Annotated in this window: 13 protein-coding genes; 4 read left to right on the forward strand and 9 right to left on the reverse strand. The window is 41.4% G+C overall.

Going from position 1 to position 18,750, the window contains the following annotated elements; translation table 11 throughout:
* Positions 1-45 precede the first annotated feature (45 nt).
* The 5 genes from H1A14_RS00710 to rlmD all read right to left on the reverse strand — a co-directional run bounded on the left by H1A14_RS00710 (position 46) and on the right by rlmD (position 5,757).
* Complete coding sequence (locus H1A14_RS00710) at positions 46-978, reverse strand: RraA family protein (protein WP_194774283.1); 933 nt, start codon at positions 976-978, stop codon at positions 46-48.
* A gap of 150 nt (positions 979-1,128) precedes the next feature.
* A complete protein-coding gene (locus H1A14_RS00715; RefSeq protein ID WP_194774284.1) occupies positions 1,129-2,406 on the reverse strand; it encodes a mandelate racemase/muconate lactonizing enzyme family protein in 1,278 nt (425 codons plus the stop codon).
* Between the two features lie 37 nt (positions 2,407-2,443).
* Positions 2,444-3,394 carry an RraA family protein gene (locus H1A14_RS00720; RefSeq protein ID WP_194774285.1) on the reverse strand — a complete coding sequence of 317 codons (951 nt, stop codon included), beginning with the start codon at positions 3,392-3,394 and terminating at the stop codon, positions 2,444-2,446.
* Between the two features lie 582 nt (positions 3,395-3,976).
* Positions 3,977-4,354, reverse strand: a complete 378-nt coding sequence (locus H1A14_RS00725) for a hypothetical protein (protein WP_194774286.1) — start codon at positions 4,352-4,354, stop codon at positions 3,977-3,979.
* Entirely contained in the window at positions 4,351-5,757 is a 1,407-nt protein-coding gene (rlmD, locus tag H1A14_RS00730; RefSeq protein ID WP_194774287.1) for a 23S rRNA (uracil(1939)-C(5))-methyltransferase RlmD, read from the reverse strand. Before rlmD ends, H1A14_RS00725 begins: the two co-directional genes overlap by 4 nt.
* Positions 5,758-6,151: 394 nt before the next feature.
* Here rlmD and H1A14_RS00735 point away from each other — a divergent pair, with 394 nt between their 5' ends.
* Positions 6,152-6,964 carry an SDR family oxidoreductase gene (locus H1A14_RS00735; RefSeq protein ID WP_194774288.1) on the forward strand — a complete coding sequence of 271 codons (813 nt, stop codon included), beginning with the start codon at positions 6,152-6,154 and terminating at the stop codon, positions 6,962-6,964.
* Between the two features lie 6 nt (positions 6,965-6,970).
* Positions 6,971-10,951, forward strand: a complete 3,981-nt coding sequence (locus tag H1A14_RS00740) for an AAA domain-containing protein (protein WP_194774289.1) — start codon at positions 6,971-6,973, stop codon at positions 10,949-10,951.
* Between the two features lie 3 nt (positions 10,952-10,954).
* Here the strand turns inward: H1A14_RS00740 and H1A14_RS00745 are convergent, their stop codons facing one another.
* From H1A14_RS00745 to recQ, 4 genes are all read right to left on the reverse strand, one after another.
* On the reverse strand, positions 10,955-11,422 hold the full coding sequence (locus H1A14_RS00745) for a gliding motility lipoprotein GldH (RefSeq protein ID WP_194774290.1): 468 nt from the start codon (positions 11,420-11,422) through the stop codon (positions 10,955-10,957).
* Positions 11,412-12,704 carry a PSP1 domain-containing protein gene (locus H1A14_RS00750; RefSeq protein WP_228527482.1) on the reverse strand — a complete coding sequence of 431 codons (1,293 nt, stop codon included), beginning with the start codon at positions 12,702-12,704 and terminating at the stop codon, positions 11,412-11,414. The genes H1A14_RS00745 and H1A14_RS00750 overlap by 11 nt, the downstream gene beginning before the upstream one ends.
* A gap of 142 nt (positions 12,705-12,846) precedes the next feature.
* A complete protein-coding gene (gene purD / locus H1A14_RS00755; protein ID WP_194774292.1) occupies positions 12,847-14,145 on the reverse strand; it encodes a phosphoribosylamine--glycine ligase in 1,299 nt (432 codons plus the stop codon).
* 15 nt (positions 14,146-14,160) lie between these two features.
* Positions 14,161-16,338, reverse strand: a complete 2,178-nt coding sequence (gene recQ, locus H1A14_RS00760) for a DNA helicase RecQ (protein ID WP_194774293.1) — start codon at positions 16,336-16,338, stop codon at positions 14,161-14,163.
* A 99-nt stretch (positions 16,339-16,437) separates the two neighbouring features.
* On the opposite strand from recQ, the gene H1A14_RS00765 reads away from it, so the two are divergent.
* Positions 16,438-17,403 (forward strand): KpsF/GutQ family sugar-phosphate isomerase, encoded by a 966-nt coding sequence (locus H1A14_RS00765; protein WP_194774294.1) that lies wholly within the window; start codon positions 16,438-16,440, stop codon positions 17,401-17,403.
* An 8-nt stretch (positions 17,404-17,411) separates the two neighbouring features.
* Positions 17,412-18,485, forward strand: coding sequence for a mannose-1-phosphate guanylyltransferase (locus tag H1A14_RS00770; RefSeq protein WP_194774295.1), 1,074 nt, complete (start codon positions 17,412-17,414; stop codon positions 18,483-18,485).
* Positions 18,486-18,750: the final 265 nt, after the last annotated feature.

Here is an 18,750-nt window from a genome sequence, read left to right on the forward strand (position 1 = left end):
AATGGTTTTGGGTCTTTTTGTTTTACACATTTTTCTGGTATCTGTTTACCAATTTCTATCTTTTAAGAAGAGATTTAGCTCCTCGCGACTCATGGGCAAATCGGTTTTTTTATTTACCCAATCCAAAAAATCCTTGACGATGGTTTCATTCCACTTGGTATCAATCTCACCTGCGGAATACTTGCCTTCTTTGAGTCTTTGAATTCCGAATTGATCTCTTAACATAATGAATTCGGCGTTGATGACCAAATCGGCCAATAAGAAGGAAGGAATGAAGATCACTCCATATTTATTGGCTAAAACAGCATCTCCAGGGAGTACAATGGCGCGTCCGATCCTGACCGGATAGTTGATGGTGGTGAGCATCATTTGTTGGATGTAGGAGGGGTCATGCCCTTTGACCCAGCCGTTAAAACCTTCAATAGCACTTAGCCCAGCCATATCCCTGACCGAGCCGTAGAAGATCACTCCTTTCTTTGATTTGGCATAGATGGCATTGCCTAAATTGTCCCCGATCAGTGTACCATCTACTATTTTGCCATAACCGTCAGCTACATAAATATCACCCTCCTGCAAAGCATCTATGGGCCAGGAATTGGTACCTCCGGCTTGCACTCTGCCTTCTTGCTTTCCAATGTCCTTTACCAGATCATTGACATCCTGTCTCAAAGGCATGTACTGTGCTGTCAATGCCCTTCCAGTCATCACCCTGTTGTCATGAATCATGATCCACTCATTTTCATACTGGTTGTGATACCCTTTGTTTCTGAGATAACCCCATGCTTCTTCCATTGAAACCTTTTCAAGCCTTTGGAGGAGTGCTTCTGGGACCTTTGGCCTTCCATCAGGAAAGCGTTCGCCATCCCATTGAGCGGTCAACTTTTGAATTTGATCAGGGCTAGGGCTGATTTGTTGTGCCATCGAAAACAGGCCTGGTAACAGTGTTACCAAGAAGCACAATAAGATTGCTTTTTTCATATACCTTGGGTTTTTGGATATAGAAAATTGGCATTCCGATCTTAAATGGCTCAGATCGAAAATGCCAACTTTCTTTTTAAAAGAAATTTTGTATGGAAGATAGAAAATATCCTTGATTTATTTTATGGGATATTGATCAACTTACAAAATTTATTCAAAGAATGGTACATCTTTTACAGCATATTTTCGCATGCCTTCTTCATTGATTTCCACACCGATTCCAGGCTTTTCTGATAAGGTGATAAAACTGTTTTCAGTTCTGGGGCCATCGTAGGTGACAATGTCTTTCCAAAGGTCATCCGTGTCCATATAAATCTGCCATTCCATAACCTGGAAATTAGGAACAGAGGCACAGACATGACAGCTTGCCATGGCACCCAAGAAGGAAGCGACCATATGTGGTGAAAAAGGAACGTAGTATAAATTGGCTAGATTGGCTATCCTTTGCGCTTCACCCAAACCACCCGCTTTTTGTATGTCAGGCATGATGATATCAACTGCAGATTCAGAAAGCAATCTGGTGAAGCCATAGGCTAAATAAATATTTTCTCCGGCACAAATTGGGGTAGTGGTCTGTTCAGTAATCGATTTGTAGACTTCTGGATTGTCGGCTGGTATGGGTTCTTCCAACCACATCAGATTGAGCGGTTCGTACATTTTAGCCATTTTCAGTCCGGTGACGGCATCATATCTTCCATGCATATCCACGCAGATGTCAATATGGGGACCCACAGCCTCTCGCACAGCAGCGATGGCATTGTACATTCTTTCGATTTCTGCTGGACTTGCCGTCCAGTTGAACCGGTCATATTTATTGGGATCTCTTCCATCATCCACATCAAATTTGACCGCATTGTAACCTCTACCAACGGCACCTTTGGCTGCATCTGCATAATCTTGAGGACTTGGGTTTCGAGAAGTATAAAGTGCTGTGTCACAATAAACCCTTATTTTATCACGGAATTTTCCTCCCAACAACTGATATACCGGTACGCCAAAAACTTTCCCGGTGATGTCCCAAAGGGCGGTTTCAATGGCAGTCAGCACCGCTACAAATACTCCTGATTGAGCACCTCCAAAAAATGCTCCTTTCCGAATCTGCTCAGCCAATCGATTGGGGTTTAGTGGATTCTGACCTCTAAGTTGGTTTCCCATCCGCATGACCAAATGGTAAGTACCATGAATGGCATCCACAGCTTCCCCACAACCCCAAACATCCTGGTTGGTGTATATTTTGACATACAATGCTCCTCTTACAAAACCACATTTCACATCGGTGATTTTAAGGTCGGCGGGATTGGAGTAGGGATTTTGTCGGTCGACGGCTGCTTGTAGCCCGTTGCCGAAGGTGCTCAAAAGCGCACCTCCTGTAATTCCGGCTACCAGCCCTTTCTGTAAAAAATTTCTTCGTGAATTTAGATTTTTCATAGTTAGGTTTTTAGGTATATGTTAGCGTTATAAAATTTTACCAGGTTCTGGTTTTAAGGATTTCCTGAATTTGTTCCTTGGGTACCGGCAATTCGTCAATGTGCTCATTCAACCAACTGGAGAAATCCCGCTCAATGTCTTCAGCCCACCTTGTATCGATCTGACCTGCCGTGTATACTCCGGCTCTGATCCGTTCATGCCCAAACATGTCTCTCAATCGGACAATTTCGGAAGTAACCACTACTTTCTCTGCCAAATGTGGAGGGATAAAGGAGACGGCTCCATCTCGACCTAATACTACATCTCCAGCCATTACGGTGACTTGTCTGATTCTTGTCGGCCGGTTGATACCGATCAGCATGGTATTCAGATCACCTCTCTGATTGTGGTGTGAGGGATGGTAGCTGGTGAAAAAAGAGGTAAATCCACCCAATTCTTTTAATCCGACGATATCCCTCACTGCACCATCATAAACAATCCCGTTTCCGGATTTGGCATAGATCGCATTGGCTACATTATCACCTATGGTGGGTCCTCCTACATGGATACCAAACTGGTCGGCCACATAGACATCGCCTTGTACCAAAACATCAACAGGCCATACATTTTGGCCTTTCTTCCCTTCACTTTTTCCTCTGTCATCTATGGCTTTGTGGATATCAGGTCTACCTGGGGTAAATGTGGCGGTAACAGCCCTTCCAACCAGTACACTGTCGGGATTGATGATCTGCCAGCCCTCAGCATATTGATATTTATAGCCAGCTCCATTCATGACAGCCCATGCTTCTTCATGTGTGACCAATTTCATTCTTTCGATCAGGTCATCCGAAACTTTGGGCCTTCCGTCCTCAAATCTTTCCCCCTGCCACTCCGCAGTGAGAAAGAGCATTTCTTCTTTTGAAATTTGTTGTGAGATGCCAGTTTGAAAGTTGAAAAAAAAGAAAAAAAGAATCAGGCAACTTAAAATAGGTTTTAGATTTTGGTTCATAGGTATATGGGTCAATGGTTAAATACTTTTAGGAATATAGTGACTGCATTTTCAAATTGTACTATTTTTTCTTTCAAACCTACCTCAACTTACACAAGTGGCAAAAAAAATCCAGAATCAATGAAATGGGCTTTACTCCAATTCTTCAGTTGCCTTTAATATTTTAAAAATGGCTTTAGGAAAAAATGTATAAAATACATTTAATTCTGTCCGCATGATTCAGGTCAATTACTGAAATCGGTTGCAACTAATGCTCAAGGCAGTACAAGGCTTTATTTGAAATTCTATCATATCCTAAGTTAAAAAATTATTGTCTGAAAAAGCGTTTTTACTTGAAGAATTACCAAAATTAAAGACTGCTTTTGTTGGCAGCATTTTTTAAAATTCAAGCTGAAATCATCCAAAATTCGTATTATTACCTTGAATTCGTGTAAAAATGACATATTTAAAAAAACTCAAAATCGGGATTTTTCCTTGAAATAGTTCAATTGACAATAAAGGACTAGTAAACCACTATAAATCACCACTCCAAGAAAAAAATCTTTGCTTAAGCTATTCGATTTTTGAAATGCTGTCCAAAGTCTAATCATTGGGGTAAGGAACATAAACAAAACTGGTGAATGCTTGATCTATGACAAAAAGGCAACAGAATTCATCCGGGTCCTTGTAAGACTTTTGAAAATCCTCCAAGGCACCCTCAGCGATCAACTTACGTTGAACAAACTCATCCAGGTAAGTGATGTAATAATTCCAATCCAAATCTTTTTCCGTCCGCCCCAAAAAAAGGTTACCGATGGGTTGTTCCTCTTTTGAAATAGGGAAAATGGGATATTTGGAGAATTTTCTGGAAATGATCTGATAAGCGGCCTCTTTGAGAAGATCAGATACCTTGATAAAATCTTTGGTAATGGTTCCTAGGTATTTTCCATCCAATTCTGGATCATTGAAATCTGAAATCATGGTTTTTTGGTTAATAAGATTACATTCTCTACATGATAAGTATGCGGAAACATGTCTACTGGCTGAATTTTCTCTACATGATACTTTTCGGAAAGCAAAGCGGTATCCCTAGCTTGGGTTGCAGGATTGCAGCTGACATAAACTATTTTTGGAGCATCTAAACGCAACAGCATGTTGACCACATCCTCGTGCATCCCCGCCCTTGGAGGGTCTGTGATGATCACATCAGGTGCCTCATGTTGTAGCATAAAATCATCATTCAGGACGTCCTTCATATCCCCAGAGTAAAAAAGGGTATTTGTAATCCCATTGATAGAGGCATTGAGTCTGGCATCTGCTATGGCTTCTGGTACATATTCAATGCCGATCACTTGCCGGGCACTTTTGGAAATAAAATTGGCAATGGTACCGGTACCGGTGTATAGATCATAGACCACTTCATTTCCCTGCAAATCTGCGAAATCACGGGCCACTTTGTAAAGTTCATAGGCTTGCTCTGAATTGGTCTGGTAAAAGGATTTGGCACTGATTCTGAACTTCAGTCCATCCATTTCTTCATCGATATAATCCTGCCCGGCAAAGGTAATGACTTCCTGGTCGGATATGGTTTCATTTTTCTTCAGATTGATGATATAAAGAAGAGAGGTAAGGTCTGGGAAAAGAGCGTTGATATGGGACATTACCAGATGTATGGCCTCCTGATCGTTCTCCCCAAACTGCACGATCACCATGATCTCTCCTGTGCTGCTTGTTCTGATGATCAGGTTGCGAAGAACCCCGACCTGATTACGGATGTCATAGAAGGATATGCCTTGATCCAAAGCAAATTTTCTCAATGCATTTCTGATCTCGTTTGAGTGGTTGCCCTGAAGGTAACAATGGTTGATGTCCACGATTTTATCAAACATTTTCGGAATATGAAACCCCAAAGCATTTCGCTCGAAATCCGCACCCGAATCAATCTCCTCTCGGGTAAGCCAACGGTTGTTGGAAAAAGTGAAATCAAGCTTGTTTCTGTAGTATTGCGTCTTGTGGGATCCGATGATGGGCATCACTTCCGGTATGTCCACTTTGGCGATACGCTCAAACTGGTCGATTACCTGTTGACGCTTAAAATCCTTTTGAAGTTCGTAAGGTAAATGTTGCCATTTACAGCCGCCACATGTGCCGAAATGCTCGCAAAACGGGGTGGTTCTGTTTTCACTGTATTCAATAATTCGTACTGCCTCGCCTTCCATAAAGGAATTCCGACCTTTGGTAATCCGAACATCGATTAGATCTCCAGGGGCAACATTTGCAACAAAGACTACCTTTCCTTCATGATACCCGAGGCTTTTTCCTTCTGTGGCTATTTTTTCGATTCTAAGGTTTTCGATCACCTTATGCTTCATCTTTCTCGACATAGGGTGCAAAATTAAGAAAAATCAGCTTACAAGCCTTTCAGAGATCAAAAACAAACCTGTTTATTTGTCCAATAATTCTAATTTACTAAATACGAATTTGAGTGGGCTAAAAATTGTAAAGTGGAAGGACGCCTAAATTCTAAGTAAAAGTGATATTGAAGCATTGAATGCTCCCAACAAGCCTACACAATGACCAATCACTTTTAGATATTTCAAAAAAAACAAAGAGATGTGTCTTTGTGGGCTTCGGGAAAATCTTAAAATGAGCCACATTACCCTATGTTTAATTGCAATTATTAATGTAAGATTTAAAAAAAATCAGCAGAATCACCTAAATTAGAAGAAGACCTGATGTTAAATTTTTATATTTAGTTGATTATTCATCCAAAATACCGTGAAATTAAAAGGAAAAGTTGTGTTGATAACCGGTGCTACTTCTGGAATAGGGGAGGCCTGTGCCATGGTTTTTGGCAAGGAAGGCGCCAAGATAGCCATCACCGGTAGATCCCAAATCAAAATCGACCAAAGTCTATTGATATTACAAAGTGAAGGGATTGATGCTTATGGGGTCAGGGCTGATGCCGGTAAAGAGGAAGACAATCAAGAAATGGCCAAATTGGTGCTAAAACATTTTGGCCGTATTGACATTTTGATCAACAACGCCGGTATTTCCATGAGAGCCCTTTTTAAAGACTTGAGCCTGGATGTATTTAGACAGGTCATGGATACCAATTTCTGGGGAACCGTATATGCCACCAAATATTGCCTGCCAGAAATAGAACACAACAAAGGTTCAATTATTGGGGTTTCCTCTATCAATGGCTACAGGGGTACCCCTGCCAGGACAGCCTATACGGCCAGTAAATATGCAATGAACGGATTTTTGGAATCCCTGCGCACAGAAGTGATGAAAAAGGGGGTCCATGTCTTGGTTGCCTGTCCAGGATTTACAGCTTCAAATATCCGGAACAATGCCTTGAAGGCGGACGGCTCCATACAAGGCGAGTCTCCTCGGGAAGAAGCTTCCATGATGACTGCTGAAGCGGTGGCAAAAGCAATATTAAAAGCTACGCTCAAAAGAAAAAGAGATCTTGTACTGACTGGACAAGGAAAAATGGCCGTATTCTTAAATAAATGGGTCCCTGGGTTGATGGATAATTTAGTTTACAAAACCATGGCCAAAGAAAAAGATTCCCCATTTAAATAGTCATCTATGTTGCAAAAAATCTTTCAGGTTTACCTGGACAGGCTAATTGATCTATCTAGCAGAAATAGGTCCATTTACCTGCCAAAGCTGATCACCACTCAAATGTTGGATCTGAAAGAGTTTGATTTTTTAAACCATCACAAAGCATTTGTTTACATCACCGAGTTGTTGGGGAGGAAGAAAAAGATTCCCTTGGTTCCGCATTTAGATCCCAGAGACAAGAATGTAAATGCCATCTCCCAAAAGCTCAGAAGGCTTCAACAAAAGGTAAAACTGGCTGCAGAGGAAACTGGTGAACATACCTTATTTGTCGGCTGGCCTTTTATAGAAGGTAAACTTGCCAATGGTGCATTGATAAAGTGCCCCTTGATATTTTTTCCTGTGGGTCTGGTTTTGCAGGATAACCAATGGCTGATCAGTAAAAATCAAGGCTACTTACCCCTACTCAATAAGGCTTTTTTACTGGCGTATGCCCATGCCCATCAGGTTTCACTCGACAAGGATTGGCTAGAACAATCCTTGGAAGATTTCAGCAAGGACCCCACGGGATTTAGGACGGATTTGTATGCCTACCTTAAAAAGGGTATTGATCTTAACTTCAATCAGGAGCTCTTTGAAGACAAATTGGTTTCGTTTGAAGATTCCGGCAGAGTGGAAGATGAAAAAAGCTGGAATCAAGGGATGTTAAAACTCAAGCCCTATGCTGTCTTGGGTCAATTTTCTCAAAAAAGCTCATTTTTGATTCAGGATTATGAGGATTTGATGGAAAAAATCAAACATGAAGGGAACTTGGAGGATTTTTTCGCCAACCGGTTTTCTCCAGATGAGGAAGGAGTTTTATTACCAAGAGAAGACAACATGTACGCTACTTTTTCCTTGGACGCAAGTCAGGAGGAAGTGATGAAAGCAGTAAGGAGAGGAGAGTCATGTGTAGTAGAAGGCCCCCCTGGAACCGGAAAGTCACAACTGATCTGTAACCTGGTTGCGGATTATGCTTCCCGTGGCAAAAAGGTTTTGGTTGTTTCCCAAAAAAAGGCTGCTTTGGACGTGGTGTTTTCTAGACTCAAACAACAAGGGTTTTCATCCTTCTTGGCCATGGTTCATGATTTTAGAATGGACAGAAAAGCACTTTTTTTGAAAATATCACATCAGATTCAAGCCATTGAAACATATAGGGAGTTAAACCGAAGTTTAAGTGTCATACAACTGGAGAGGGATTATAGTCAATTAAGCAGGAGAATTGATGGCATGGCTGACACCCTTGAGGATTTCAGAGAAGCCCTTTTTGATCAAAAGGAATGCGGCACCCCAGTAAAGGAACTTTATGTGACTGGCTCTATCAAAGATGACATGGTAGACTTACATCATTATTACAAATCTTACCATTGGGATAACTTACAAGACTTTTTAAGAGATTTCGAAGAATTTGCTGTTTACCACGAAAAATTCCATCATTCTGAATCCTTTTGGCTCCACAGGGTCAATTTTTCCAATTTTCAGGTTGGAGCAATCCGGAGGATGAAAGATACTTTAGATGAGATCAATCGCTGGAAACTGAATTTTAAAAGTGATTTTAAGGGTTTATTGCCGGATTCCTTTAATTTTTCCATGATCAATACCAATCCGGAACAAAGAGTACGTTTAAAGAAACTGAAAAAATGGATCCACAATGAAGATAATTTTTTCAAGTTAAAAGAACTGATAGGGGTAAAAACCTCAAAAATCGATTTGTTATGGCTGGGTAGTAAATTTGACACCATCAAAAAATTGTTGGGAGAGGAAGGGATTGAGTGGAGTTCTGCAGACAGTGAAGTCGAAGAAAACTATCAAAAGGTTATACAAGTCCTTCAAATCAAAGATTCTTGGTTCAAATCATTGATGCTTAACTTGGAGAGACAAAAATTCCAAAAGGTGTGGGACATGCTGGAAAAGAACGGTCTTCAAAACGACCAGGAAGACCTGCGACATCTGATGGGAAAACTTGAAAACCGCCTAAATCTAAACCATCAATACAGCTTATTAAAAAGCAAAAAATGGTTGGATTTGCCGGCGAAGCCTTTTGATTTTAAAGTTTTCCATCATTTTGCCATTCAGCAAATGGAGGTGGCCAAATCAAGACTATTGATCAAAGAACTGGATACGGTGGCTTTTCAGCTGATCAACAGTTCGGAATCTTTTGAAAATTTCAGTGGGGAGCTGGAAAAACTAATTGCATCACACGAAGAAATGGGGAGAAGGATGGGGGATTGGAAGCTTTATTTCAGTTCCATCCAAATCAAGCACCTCATGGACAATTTTGAATCAGAAAGGTTACTTGAAATACAAAAAAACCTCAACAGTGATTTTCCTGACTTGGTGGCTTATGACCAACTCAAGGAAAGACTGAGGGAGGTAGACTTGGAAGTAATGCACCGCCTTTTGGAAGATTATCCCGGCAGGACCTTTGAGACATTGAAAGAGATGTTTTTGGCAGGGTTGACCCTTAGCTGGATCGAGCACATTGAATCCAAATACCCTATTCTTCAGATGGTAAGTACGCCAAAAATGAAATCAATATTGGAGGAACTACACCAGGCTGTAGAAGAGAAACTCAAACTTAGCAGGTACATTGCCGAGGTCAGATTAAGGGAAAAAACCTATCAAGGGCTTGAGTTTAATAGACTTAAAAACCAGGTTAGTTACAGGGAACTTGCCCATCAAACGCAGAAAAAGAAAAGGCTTTGGAGTATAAAAAAACTCGTAGAAAATTACCAGACTGAAATATTCAAGCTTTTGCCTTGTTGGCTCGCTTCTCCGGAAACCGTTTCCGCACTTTTTCCTATGGAAGATATTTTTGATTTGGTGATTTTTGATGAATCTTCTCAATGTTTTGTTGAAAGAGGCCTTCCAGCCATGCTTAGAGGAAAGCAGGTGGTGATCGCAGGAGACAGTCAACAATTGCCCCCATTTGACCTTTATCAAGTCAGGCTGGAGACAGAAGACGAGGGCATGCCCTTTGAAACCGAATCACTGTTGAACCTTTGTGCAGCCTATTTTAAATCTTTTTTTCTGGAAGGACATTACCGAAGCAGATCTCTGGATCTGATACAGTTTTCCAATGAACAGTTTTATCAAGGTAGACTTTCTATGCTTCCGGAACTCTCTTCATTGACTGACCACAAAGCTGCTTATCGGTTATTTCATGTGGATGGTGTTTGGGAGCATCAAAAAAATGAAACTGAAGCCCAGAAGGTTTGGGATATTCTGGAAGCGACACTTAAAGCCTTTCCTCAGGAAACTGTTGGTATAGTAACTTTCAATTATTTCCAAATGGAGTTGATCCAAGAGGGGGTTTCCCAAAAATTTGCCAAAGAAATAGATCTGATCAAAGTCAGAAATATTGAAAATGTGCAGGGAGATGAATTTGACACAGTCATTTTTTCCACGGGTTATGCCAAGAACAAAACGGGCCGGTTTGTGGCTAATTTTGGGCTATTGAGCCAAAAAGGTGGAAGAAATAGGCTCAATGTGGCTGTAACTAGGGCAAAAAGAAGAGTGGTATTGGTTACCAGCCTAAAACCTACTGATTTCAATCCCCAACAATTGAAGAACGAAGGAATCCTTTGTCTGAGGGATTACATTCGCTATGTGGAAGAAATATGTCAAGGCAAAGAAATAGGTATTAAGGAAGAAAAGCCGACCGGGTTTGATTTACAATGGTCCCTTAGCAACCAACTGACGGGTACTTACGGGAGTCATGATGTGCGAATTAGCCGACTTTCCAAAGCCATGGACCTGGAGCTTTTGGATCATGGCAAATACACCGCTGCCTTGCTTACCGATGATCAGCGGCTATATGCAGCTAAAAGCATCAAGGAAGCTTTTGTCTACCATCCCAGACTTTTAAAAAGTAAGGGCTGGCCTGTGCTTTTTCTTTACAGTAGACAGTTTTGGTTGGACAAGGAGGATTTACTACAAACCAAGTTGGAGCAGTCTAAGCGGATGTGAAATCTACTTGTTGATTTTAATCCCAACCGACTCTATGCCTTTCAATTGATTTACCCGCATATATTGAATGAAATGTACCTCAAGGCCCCCGGTGCCATTTGCTAAAAATGGAATGCTGTCAAATTGGGTGTAGGTATTGCCAAACCCCTTCCCCAGCGGCTTGCCGGATTTAGAATCAAACAAACCCACATTAATCAATTCATTTTGCAATAAGTTGCCAAGGCTATCGGTCAACAAATATTTGACATAAAGGTTGTGGAATTCATAGTCACCATTGTACTTGATGCCAATGGTCCCGGATAAAGTTTGATCCGGTAGTGTGCTCAGCGCGAAAGATACGGTATCTGATTCGTGCCAATTCATCCCGGGCAAACTTTGGTAGGATTCATACACTCTGCTGTCGTCACAAGCTGACAATCCCAAAAAAAGCGCTGACAAAATTAGGGAAACCTGCTTTATTTTACTCTTCATTTTTTCCTTTATTTTGGCCGTCCTTGGCTGGATTCCTAGGCCCTGGTTTTCTTCTAGGCCCCCTGTTTCTGCCTGATGGTTTTTTATCTCCTTGAGCGGTATTTTCAGACTGCCTATTTTGGTTTTGGTTCTGTTTTTGGGGCTGAGGTTTCTTGAACTTACCACCCTGTTTTTGATTTCTTGTTGCCTGGTTATTTGGGCTGACATTGGCCGTTGGCTTTTGGTCGGTTTTAAGGGGCTGGTTTTCTGTTCTTGCCCTGTTTTTGGGCCGTGGTTTCCTTTTCTTTTTCTTGCTGGTACTGAATTTTTTGTCTAATATTTCAAGGTCTCTGTTGGTCTTGGTTTCCACTTCTACGTCTTCAAAAGCCTTATTGTGCTTTAGATTAAAAGGTTTTATGCCCTTTTTATTCAACTCCAACATTTCACTCACCCGCTCACAATCTATCGAATGCCAGTTGTTTTCATTGTTGTAACTGAACCACATCAGTTTTCGGAATATATCTGTTTTCTCAAGTTTGGCCAGTCCAGCTTCAGTCTCTATGGGTTTTTCCACATTGGGGATGTCCTCCAATGCACTCATGTACGTATCAAGTTCATAATTGAGACAGCATTTGAGGCGACCGCATTGGCCGGAAAGTTTACTCGGGTTTAGGGAAAGATTTTGATACCGGGCTGCTGAAGTACTTACACTTTTGAAATCATGTATCCAGGTAGAACAACAAAGTTCCCTACCACAGACCCCAATCCCACCAAGCCTTCCAGCTTCCTGTCTGAGACTGATTTGCCTCATCTCCACCCGGATTCTGAACTCTGAGGCCAGGACTTTTATCAGCTCTCTGAAATCCACCCTATCATCTGCAGAATAGTAAAAGGTAGCTTTTGAATTGTCAGCTTGATATTCAACGTCCGAAAGCTTCATTTGCAAACCCTGCTCGTCAATGATCTGTTTGGTGCGGTAAAGCGTAGGGATTTCTCTATTTCTGGCTTCCTCCCATTTCTCAAGGTCTTTCTGGTTGGCGAGCCTGTAAATCCTCAGTATGTTATCATCATCTTTGATCTTTCTCTTTTGCATCTGTAAGCGAACGAGTTCACCTTGCAGAGAAACATAACCTATATGGTGACCATTGGGGACATCTACCACGACTGGGTCTCCGGTGTTTAGCGTTATGAAATCCACATTGCGGAAATAATCCTTTCTGCCTCCTTTGAATTTTACCTCTACGATATCAAACTTATCGACGGCTGGAATCTTCATGTGGGCCAACCAGTCAAAAGCATTCATTTTATTACAATCGCTGGTACCGCATGTACCATTATTTTGACAGCCTCCGCTTGATCCACTCTGTGTAGAGCAGCTATTACATCCTGACATAAAATTTATATTTAGAGAACCAACTTTCGGTTCTTCGTGAAATTTTTTGGTATCATTTACCAAAATTCAATAGATCCTGCCCAATGTCTTTCCTGAAATAGACATCTTTCCAGCAGATTTCCCTGGTTCTTGCATAAGTTTTATCCAATGCTTCCTCGAGATTGTTGCCCATTCCCGTAATTCCCAAAACCCTTCCTCCTTGGGTGGTTACTTGACCGTTTTTTTCCATTTTAGTACCCGCATGGAAAGTAAGCACTTTGTCTTTTTGAGCGGTGTTAAGTCCCTCGATAGGATTCCCTTTTTCATATACATCGGGATAACCTCCCGCCACCATGACCACTGTGGAAGTGCTGAAGCTTTCCAATTCAATTTGGTAGTTTGATAAGCGGCCGGTACCCATGGCATATAGTAGGTCAACAAAATCACTTTTGATCCGGGGAAGCACGGCTTGGGTTTCAGGGTCTCCCATCCTTACATTGTATTCTATGACAAATGGATCGCCATCCACATTCATCAATCCGATGAAAAGAAATCCCGTGTATTTGATTTTCTCTTCCTTCAAACCCTTGACGGTTGGTTTAACTACTTTTTCCTCCACCTTTTTCATAAAAGAAGTGGTGGCAAAAGGTACAGGACTGACCGCACCCATCCCTCCGGTATTCAGACCTTGGTCTTTCTCACCGATTCTTTTGTAATCTTTTGCTTCTGGCAATATTTTATAACTTTCTCCATCAGTTGCTACAAAGACTGATAGTTCGATACCATCCAAAAAAGCTTCAACCACCACTTTCTTGGAAGCTTCCCCGAATTTTTCATCCAGCAACATTGCCTTGAAATTTTTTTCTGCTTCTGCATGGGTTTCGCAGATCAACACACCTTTACCTGCTGCCAAACCATCAGCTTTGAGCACAATGGGAGTTGGCTGTGACTTGATAAAAACCAGCCCCTCATTGATTGATTGAGCAGTGAAAGTTTCAGATGCCGCTGTGGGAATCCCATGCCTTTTCATAAATCGTTTGGAAAAATCCTTACTCCCTTCCAGAGTTGCACCTGTTTGGCTAGGGCCTATGATGGGAAGGTTTCGGGTTTCCGGGAATTTCTCAAAAAAATCTACTATGCCCTTAACTAAAGGTTCTTCTGGACCTACCACCAACATATCAATTGAATGATCCAGAACGAATCTTTTGATCCCTTCAAAATCAGTAACCGCCAAGTCTTCTACATTGGTGGCTATTTGTAAAGTGCCTGCATTTCCAGGTGCTACAAAAAGCTGTGTACATTTTGGGCTATTGGCAATTTTCCACGCGAAAGCATGTTCGCGTCCTCCACTTCCAAGAAGTAATATATTCATTGATTGGGTTCGGTTTTAATTGGCGTGTTCGGAGATGAATTTAATGCGGTAAACCCTGATCTCCTCCTCCGCGAAATCCTCGTCTTCTAACTCTTTCAAAGCGACTTTGATGTTGTCTGACTCGGCTGTCATAAAGTATTCATGGAGCATGTCCTCCCGCTCTTCGTCCATGATGTTTTCTATGTAGTAGTTGATGTTCAGCTTGGTACCGCTGTAGATGATCTGTTCAATTTCTTGCAGCAACTCTGTCATTTCCATATTTAGGTTGTTGGCAATTTCATCCAGGTCGATTTTCCTATCTACTTGCTGGATGATGGATATTTTAACCTTTGATCGGGTACCTGAGCTTTTCACCACCACGTCGGAGGCAGTGATGATATCATTTTCTTCTACATAATTCTCGATAAGTTTGAGAAAAGGTGCTCCAAATTTAACGACTTTTCCCATTCCAACCCCATTAATCTGGGCTAATTCATCCCTCGTAGTGGGATAAACTGTAGCCATTTCTTCCAGAGAGGGATCCTGAAAGATCACATAAGGGGGAAGTCCTTTGGTCTTAGCGACCTTTTTTCTCTCCACCTTGAGCATTTCAAACAAACGCTCATCATAGGCTTTAGCCCCATTTACAGGGTCTTCACTGCTTTCATTTTCGATCATCTCCTCAAAATCGTGATCTTTACTTAATGTGACTGAATACGGTTCCTGAAGGTATTCTTCGGTACGATCGCTTAATTTTATGACGCCGTAGTTTTCAATGTCTTTCTCAAGAAGGCCGATGATCATGGTTTGCCTGATGATGGTCTTCCAGTGTCTTTCTTCTTCCTGTTTTCCTTTGCCAAAAACGGGAAGCTGATCATGCTTGTAGCTTTCTATGTATTCATTTTTTTCTCCTCGGATCACCGAAACGATATGGTCCAATTTGAACCTTTGATTGGTTTCTTTGATGGCTTCCAAAACGATCAGGATGTCTTCCTTGGCTTCAAATTTTTCTTTGGGTTTTTTGCAGTTGTCACAAAATCCACAGTCTTTGTCCATAAACTCACCAAAATAATGAAGCAAAACCCTCCGACGGCACATAGAGCTTTCGGCATAAGCCGCCATTTCTTCTAAAAGAATTTTGGCATTTTCGCGTTCATTTACAGGTTTGTCTTTATTGAATTTTTCAAGCTTGATGATATCATCGAATTTATAAAACATGACACAATGCCCCTCAAGCCCGTCTCTTCCAGCCCTTCCGGTTTCTTGGTAGTAACCTTCGAGTGATTTGGGTACATCATAATGGATGACATACCTTACATCAGGCTTGTCAATGCCCATCCCAAAAGCAATCGTAGCAACGATGACATCTAACTCTTCATTGAGAAAATCATCCTGATTTTTGATCCTTACATTGGAATCAAGTCCAGCATGGTAGGGGGCCGCTTTGACACCGTTGACCTTCAACAGTTCAGCGATTTCTTCTACCTTCTTCCTGCTGAGACAATAGATGATGCCCGATTTTCCTTTGTGGGTTTTGATGAATTTGATGATTTGTTTCTTCGTTTCATTCTTTACTTTTGGCCTTACCTCGTAGTATAGGTTTGGGCGATTGAAAGAAGACTTGAACAAATCCGCCTCCTCCATTTGGAGATTGCGCTGAATGTCCTGCTGCACTTTCGGCGTGGCGGTGGCAGTCAAGGCAATGACTGGCAATTTGGTCCCAATCTGGGCTATGATGGCTTTTATTTTGCGGTATTCGGGTCTGAAATCATGGCCCCATTCTGAAATACAATGTGCTTCATCTATGGCAACAAAACTGATGTTGGCGCTTTTCAAAAAGGCAACGTTTTCTTCCTTGGTCAGTGATTCTGGTGCCACATAGAGTAATTTTGTCTTCCCCGAACTGACTTCTTTTTTTACCTTGGTGATTTCTGACTTGTTCAGGGTGGAATTGAGAAAGTAGGCATTGATGCCAAATGCATTCAATTGGTCCACCTGATTTTTCATCAGGGCAATCAAAGGAGATATGACGATGGCTGTTCCTTCACTGCTTACGGCAGGCAGTTGGTAACAAAGTGATTTACCCGCACCGGTTGGCATGATGACAAAAGTATTGTGACCGGCTAATATGTTTTTGACAATGGCTTCTTGGGTTCCTCTGAACTGATTGAATCCAAAGATTTCCTTAAGGTTTTCTTTTGCTAATTTATCCACTTTTGAATCTTTTTAATGAGTTGCACTCGGCCATTCATTAAACTTTAAAGGATTTCTTTTTTACCTTTGTAACAAATTTAATAATTAACTACCGCAAAATTGAAGTTAGCAAAAAATATTAAATTAAGTGCTATCAAAGTTCTCAAAACAGAGGCAGAAGCCATTCAAAATTTAGTTAATTTCATAGATGATGATTTTGCTGCTTGTGTTGAGGCCATTTTAAATTCCAAAGGTAGGGTGGTAATCACAGGAGTGGGTAAAAGCGCCATTATAGCCAACAAAATCGTGTCTACTATGAATTCCACTGGGACCCCAGCACTTTTTATGCATGCGGCGGATGCAATTCATGGTGACCTTGGAATGATTCAGCAGGAAGACATGGTGATCTGTATCTCCAAAAGCGGCAACACTCCTGAAGTCAAGGTTCTCGTACCCTTATTGAAAAGACTAGGTTCCAGATTGATTGCCATGGTCAGCAACACGGATAGTTATCTGGCCAAACATGCTGACTTTGTGCTGAATTGTACCATCAAAGAAGAAGCTTGTCCCAACAATTTAGCACCAACGACCAGTACAACAGCCCATATGGCCATGGGAGATGCCCTTGCGGTTTGTTTACTGGAATCCAGAGGATTCACCAGTGATGATTTTGCAAAGTACCATCCTGGTGGTGCTTTGGGAAAACAATTGTATCTTAGGGTAGTAGATGTGGTGTCTGATATGGTTCCCATTGTAAAATTCGACGCCAAGCTTTCTGAAGTCATCATGGAGATAAGTGGGAAAAGATTGGGAGCTACCATGGTATTGGATCAAAGTGATGAATTGATTGGGATCATTACCGATGGAGATTTAAGACGGATGCTTCAAAAAGAGCCAGACCTCAGTAAGATAAGGGCTGCTGAAATCATGACGGCCAACCCGAAGACCATTGATCAATCTGAATATGCCATCAGGGCTTTAAACATCATGAAGGAATACAATATCACACAATTGGTTGCCATGGACGGAAAAGAAACAAAGGGTTTGATTCATATCCATGATTTAATGAAGGAAGGAATCGTCTAAATCGAATCATGCAGGAAAAACCCTATATCGTAATTTTGGCCGGTGGCATTGGCTCCCGTTTTTGGCCTTACAGCAGAAACAACAATCCCAAACAATTTTTAGATATTTTAGGCACGGGCAGAACCCTGTTACAGATGACTTACGATAGGTTTTTGCAGATTTCAGGTCCAGATAAGGTGTGTGTGGTCACCAATTTCAAATACCTTCAATTGGTCATGGATCAATTGCCAGATTTAAAGCCCGAACAAATCCTATCCGAACCTCTCCGACGGAATACAGCTGCCAGTATCGCTTACGCCAGCTACAGGATTCAAAAAGCAGATCCGGAAGCAAAGATCATTGTGACCCCTTCTGATCACCTGATCATCAATGATTCCACTTTTATGGCCAGAATGAACAATGCCCTCAATGCAGCGGAAGAACCCGGACGACTGATTACGATAGGGATTACACCCAACAGGCCTGAAACTGGCTATGGGTATATTCAATACATCAATGACCCGAAAAGCCAAGCCAAAAAGGTCAAAACCTTTACCGAGAAACCCAACATCAAACTGGCCAAGACTTTTCTGGAAAGTGGTGATTTTGTGTGGAATTCAGGAATTTTTGTATGGAAAAACGGTAGTGTGATCAAGGCTTTCGAACAATACATGCCGGATATCGCGGAGGTTTTTGAAGAAGGCGCACCTTTTTTCTATTCAGAGGAGGAAGAACCCTTTCTCCGCCGCGCTTATTCCATGTTCAAAAATATCTCCATTGATTATGGTGTCATGGAAAAATCAGAAAATGTCTATGTGGTCCTGGGTGATTTTGGTTGGGCGGATATGGGTTCTTGGCAGAGTCTACATGAAATCCAAAAAAAGGACAGCAATAACAATGTGATAGAGGCCAATGCCCTTTTATACAATACCAAAGATTCTTATATCAAGGTCTCTCCTGAAAAACTGGTGGTCATCGACGGACTGGAAAATTTTCTGGTCAATGAAACCGATAATGTGCTTTTGATCTGCAAACTGGATTCTGAAAAAAAATTCAGGGAATTTGTCAAAGATGCAAAAATAAAAGGGGAGGATTTTGTTTGATTTTTTTATTTTAAAATAATTGGCTTTTACCTTAAAGGGACCGTTTCTTTTCATTTAGGAATTGGTTTAGAAACGATGAAGTACCAAAATCAAAGGAATATAAAATTCTCTTGATGTAAGTCGGAAATCCTTAAACTATTCCATCTTTAAAAACTCCACCCTAAGCCCAATCCAGCATGGATAGCTTGGAACATAGGTCCTTCTTCAGCATTCTTTTGAAGTTTGAAAAATGGCGTGTATCCTACTCTAAAAAACAAACCCCCAT

This window comes from Pararhodonellum marinum (assembly GCF_015354735.1).
In the GTDB taxonomy this organism is placed as follows: Bacteria; Bacteroidota; Bacteroidia; order Cytophagales; family Cyclobacteriaceae; genus Pararhodonellum; species Pararhodonellum marinum.